The following is a 4,146-nucleotide window of genomic DNA, read 5'->3' as shown; positions in this document are numbered from 1 at the left end:
AAGTGCTTTGCGCCCCTAAAGGGGAGGGGTTGCCGGAGCTGCTTCACTGCCGGCTCGTGCCTGCTGCTCTGCCAGCTCCGGAGGGGCGCTGCCCCTGCCGTCTGCGGACGGCTCCCCGAACTTCATCCCACCGATAAACTGGAATTTGTCTATTCGTTTGTTTCTCTATAAACTGTCATTCCGAGTATTTTAATTTCGAACCCATCAATATATGGTTTTACACCATCTACTTCTGGTGCAAGTCGGTGTATTTTTGTAACCTCATACACTAATGCTTTATACCTAACACTTCCGCCGTCTTTTAAGTTCATACGAACAGGGGTTAATAGGATTACTAAAACAATAAGGCACCCAGCATTAAATTTATGCCGGGTGCCTTTCCTTTCAAACGCCAATGCTGCTTGGAAATCTCTGTGTACATAAAAACGTCTTGAAGCGCTCAATCCCTTTCATCAGCATACAACTGCCCGCACCCGGCGCCGATATCAGAACCGAACTGCATTCTGATAGCCACGCTGATACGGTTGGAATGTAAAATATCACTGAAGTTTTTAATGGCTTCGTGATTTGAAGCGGTAAATTTTCGCGCCGTCTTATCTGTTGCGTTATATGGGATAAGATCAACATGATATAGATAGGACAACGCTCCCCGGCTCAAAATAAGGTGCGCTAACGCTTTCGCATGCTCTGCCGAATCATTTATTCCGCCCAGCATAATATAAGCCAGGAACAAGCGCCTTTTGGTATTTGCAACGTGCGCATCCAACGCATCCATTACTTTATGGAGCGGATAAGTTTGATTGATCGGCATCAATTCCGAACGTTGCTTTTCAAAAGGCGAGTGCAGCGAAAAAGCTAAATTCACCTGCGGAAAATCACGGGTCAGCCGTTTTATCCCGGGAATCATTCCAATCGTCGATATGGTAATGCGTCGCTGGCTTAATCCGAACAAAGACGGGTTTGTCAGGATTTTTAATGCGTCAAATAAATTGGGATTCGCAAACGGCTCGCCCATTCCCATAAAAGAAACACTATTGATTTGATGCCCTGCAAGATAAAAATACAGAATTTGATCTGTTATTTCATCAGCGGTCATATTGCGTTTGTGTCCGATAGCACCTGTTGCGCAGAATTTGCAGCCAAACCCACAGCCGCATTGAGATGAGACGCAAAAAGATTCCCATCCTTTTTTGTAATGCAGGTTCACCGTTTCGACGCAGTTTCCATCCTTTAATTGAAAAAGCACCTTATCTGCCTGGCCCGATGCCCGATGTGTAACTGGAACAAGGCCGCAGACAGAGGTCCCAAAAGTTTCCGCCAAATTTGATCTTAGTCTTTCCGGCAGCATATACATGGAATGAAAGTCAGGAATATGCTGTGCAAAAATCATCTTTATCAATTGCTCATAGCGATAATCCGGAAAATTCATTCCCGATATACATCGCTTCATAACCTCATATTTTGAATAAATCATGTAGGCTTTTCTCCTCTTGAATAATGAAATCATCAAGAAGCAAAGCCAGCATGAGCGGCGGTCAGTTTATGCTACTCCATGCAAAGGCCGCCAGCACAACCTGGCTTTGCATGGAGTTTGTCATGGGTGACGGCTATTTTACAGTTATTCATTATTTCGCCCCTTTTTCTATAACTCAACGGTTTTGGTCGCAATATTTTCACAGAAAGCACTGTCGTGCTCCACGAACAGAATGGTCGGCTTGTATTCGAGCAGCAGGTTTTCTATCTGCATGCGGGAAAGGACGTCAATGTAGTTGAGCGGTTCATCCCAGATATACAGATGCGCCTGCTCACACAGGCTTTTGGCGAGCAGGACTTTCTTTTTCTGCCCCTCGCTGAATTCGTCCAACCGCTTTTCAAACTGCTCCCGAGGAAAATCAAATTTCCGCAGGATGGCTTTGAAAAGACTTTCATCGAGAAGATTTCGCTCGATATATTCGCTTAAGAAGCCGTTCAGCCCCGCCGTGCTTTGGGGGACATAGGAAATTTTCAGCCGTTCGCTTTTTCGCAAAATGCCTTGATAGGGGATGTTTTCCCCGCAGATCAGCTTCAGAATGCTAGATTTTCCGGAACCGTTTTTCCCCTGCAGCGCAATCCGGTCTCCCTGCTCTATGGTAAAACTGATATTCGAGCAGACGGCACGACTTCCATAGGCAATGGAAACATCGGAAAGCTCAAGCAGTCGGCTGGTGTGGTATGGAAGCGGAGAAAGTTTTAGGCTTTCGGCAGTTTCCAGGTTTTTGAGCAGTTTGGATTTCTCATGAATCAAATCCTGCTGACGATTTTCAATAGCTTTGGAACGCTTCATCATTTTCGCTGCTTTATGGCCGACATAGCCTTTGTCCAGCTTGCTTCCCGAGTTGGTCGAACCGTTTTTGCTTTTTTCCACACGGTCTGACCAACCGGAAGTCTTTTGTGCGGCAGCTGTTAAACGGCTGATTTCTTTTTTGTGTTTCTCGTTTTCTGCCCGTTCAAAGCTGTCCTGCATCTCTTTGTTCCTCCACCAGGACGAGAAGTTTCCCCTCTGAACCTCGATGTTTGTTTTATTGATTACGAGAATATGGTCGATGCAGTTGTCCAGGAAAACCCGGTCATGAGAAACCAGAATAAACCCATGTTTTCGCTTCAGATAATCGCTCAAGGTTTTTCTGCCCAAAGTGTCAAGATGATTCGTCGGCTCATCAATCAGCAGAAAGCTGTTTTCTTTCAGGAACAAAGCGGCAAGCAGTGCTTTTGTCTGCTCCCCCTTTGAAAGCAAGGCTCATATGAGTGAATCGGCATTAAACTTTCTTGCAAACGCACAGCAAAAACATCGGCATAGCGTGTATGCCCGAAGATTCATGCCATGCAAAAATAGTTAGCAAGAAAATTTAATCACCTTTCCACCTCAAATCTAAAATAATATTATATTTTAATATACACCAAAACGGTGGTAAAGTCAATGCTTTGCGTTGGATTTCATAAAATGTTTCCAATAACAACTATAATTGCAATTACCACAAAGAATTTCTTTTTCATACAATCACACTCCTTTGCCAAATTCCGATTTGTCGTTCTGTTTAGTCCCCAAAGAACCTACTAAACCAGCTACGCTTTTGAACCGGTTCTGTCTCACGCTCCGGCTGATCGGCTCCGGCCTTGCCGGAAAGAAGCTGCTGATGCATCGTCCCAGCATGGAGCGCCTGGGCCGCTGCCGCAGTCTGCTGTGCCGTCACCAACGCCGAGCTGACCTCCGCCAGCCTTGCATTCAATTCCTCGATCTGCTTATCCTTTACAGCAAGCTGCTCACTTTTCCGGTCTAATTCTCCCTGCAACATGGCGATTAAAGCGGTTTCGCAAGTTTCGCAACTTGCTTTCGCAGGTTGCGAAACTTGCTTTCGTTCAACGCCCAAATAATGCTGATATATAGCGGATTTTTGACTTTCGCTGATTGCGAAACTTCCTTTCGCATCTTTCGCAACATGGTTTCGCCTACACCATGCACGAACCGCCTGTTCAGATACACCACATTCTGCTGCAATTTCAGTTATCACACCCGCCATATATCATCACCACTCTTTCATCTGGAACGATTCTCAAAACAAATCGCTATGAGAACCCGTCCTAATCAATTTCAAAATCAATGTCTCTCTGACAACCTTGTAAACAAGCAACCAATCCGGCTCAATGTGGCACTCTCTCATATCCTTATAGTTTCTGGAATTAGTGAGAGCGTGATCTCGATACGCCTCCGGCAACGGTTGCTCATTGCATAGCAGCGTAATGACTTCTTCCAGTTTCTTCGGATTGCAACCCCGTTTTACCGCAAGCTTATAATCTCGTTTGAACTGCCCCGTAAACTCCGGCTTAAGCATTCAGCGCCTCCATCAGATCGCCAACGCTGTCAAACGGTCCAAACATATCCTCTCCCTTTTCTGCCGCTTCCATCGCCGCATAGGTAACAGCGTTCGGCTCGTCTACCTTGACCTCAAAGGGAAGTCCATGACACCTAAGTGCCTGTCGATAAAAAATGCCCGTTGCCGTACTCAAATCCATTCCGAGGGACTTAAAGAGAGCTGCCGCCTGTGCTTTCAGCTCCGGCTCCATTCTTATCGTCATATTTCCTTTAGCCATAATAGCACTCCTTTCCTC

At 45.8% G+C, this 4,146-nt stretch carries 4 protein-coding genes and 1 pseudogene; all 5 read right to left on the bottom strand.

Annotated elements, in window-relative coordinates; all coding sequences use genetic code 11:
• Positions 1-439 precede the first annotated feature (439 nt).
• A complete protein-coding gene (gene cfr(E) / locus JKK62_RS11585; protein ID WP_105119688.1) occupies positions 440-1,474 on the bottom strand; it encodes a 23S rRNA (adenine(2503)-C(8))-methyltransferase Cfr(E) in 1,035 nt (344 codons plus the stop codon).
• A gap of 168 nt (positions 1,475-1,642) precedes the next feature.
• Positions 1,643-2,770: pseudogene (gene abc-f, locus JKK62_RS11580) on the bottom strand (ribosomal protection-like ABC-F family protein); the annotation flags it as partial.
• A gap of 304 nt (positions 2,771-3,074) precedes the next feature.
• Positions 3,075-3,557 (bottom strand): hypothetical protein, encoded by a 483-nt coding sequence (locus tag JKK62_RS11575; RefSeq protein ID WP_015517765.1) that lies wholly within the window; start codon positions 3,555-3,557, stop codon positions 3,075-3,077.
• 33 nt (positions 3,558-3,590) lie between these two features.
• Positions 3,591-3,869: a type II toxin-antitoxin system YafQ family toxin gene (locus JKK62_RS11570; protein WP_015517764.1), complete on the bottom strand. Its 279-nt coding sequence runs from the start codon at positions 3,867-3,869 to the stop codon at positions 3,591-3,593.
• Positions 3,862-4,128, bottom strand: a complete 267-nt coding sequence (locus tag JKK62_RS11565; RefSeq protein ID WP_015517763.1) for a type II toxin-antitoxin system RelB/DinJ family antitoxin — start codon at positions 4,126-4,128, stop codon at positions 3,862-3,864. Before JKK62_RS11565 ends, JKK62_RS11570 begins: the two co-directional genes overlap by 8 nt.
• Positions 4,129-4,146 lie beyond the last annotated feature (18 nt).

The organism is Ruminococcus difficilis, assembly GCF_016680995.1.
The sequence above is the reverse complement of the archived record's forward strand: the minus strand, read 5'-3'. Positions and strand labels throughout refer to the sequence as shown.